Annotated in this window: 2 tRNA genes; both read left to right on the top strand. The window is 51.7% G+C overall.

Going from position 1 to position 203, the window contains the following annotated elements:
* The first annotated feature begins 44 nt into the window (after window positions 1-44).
* Window positions 45-120, top strand: a tRNA-Glu gene (locus LRP49_RS25280).
* A gap of 1 nt (window position 121) precedes the next feature.
* Window positions 122-197: transfer RNA gene (locus LRP49_RS25275), tRNA-Lys, on the top strand.
* The last annotated feature ends 6 nt before the right edge of the window (window positions 198-203 follow it).

The following is a 203-nucleotide window of genomic DNA, read 5'->3' as shown; positions in this document are numbered from 1 at the left end:
AAGTAAAGAGTGGTTGAGATTCCCAAATCTCAACAAACGTACGTGTCCCATTCGTCTAGAGGCCTAGGACACCGCCCTTTCACGGCGGTAACAGGGGTTCGACTCCCCTATGGGACGCCACGGGTCGTTAGCTCAGTTGGTAGAGCAGTTGACTTTTAATCAATTGGTCGCAGGTTCGAATCCTGCACGACCCACCATCTTCT

This window comes from Enterovibrio qingdaonensis, from assembly GCF_028683135.1.
GTDB classification, from domain to species: domain Bacteria; phylum Pseudomonadota; class Gammaproteobacteria; order Enterobacterales; family Vibrionaceae; genus Enterovibrio; species Enterovibrio qingdaonensis.
This window is presented reverse-complemented; position numbering and strand designations above follow the sequence as displayed.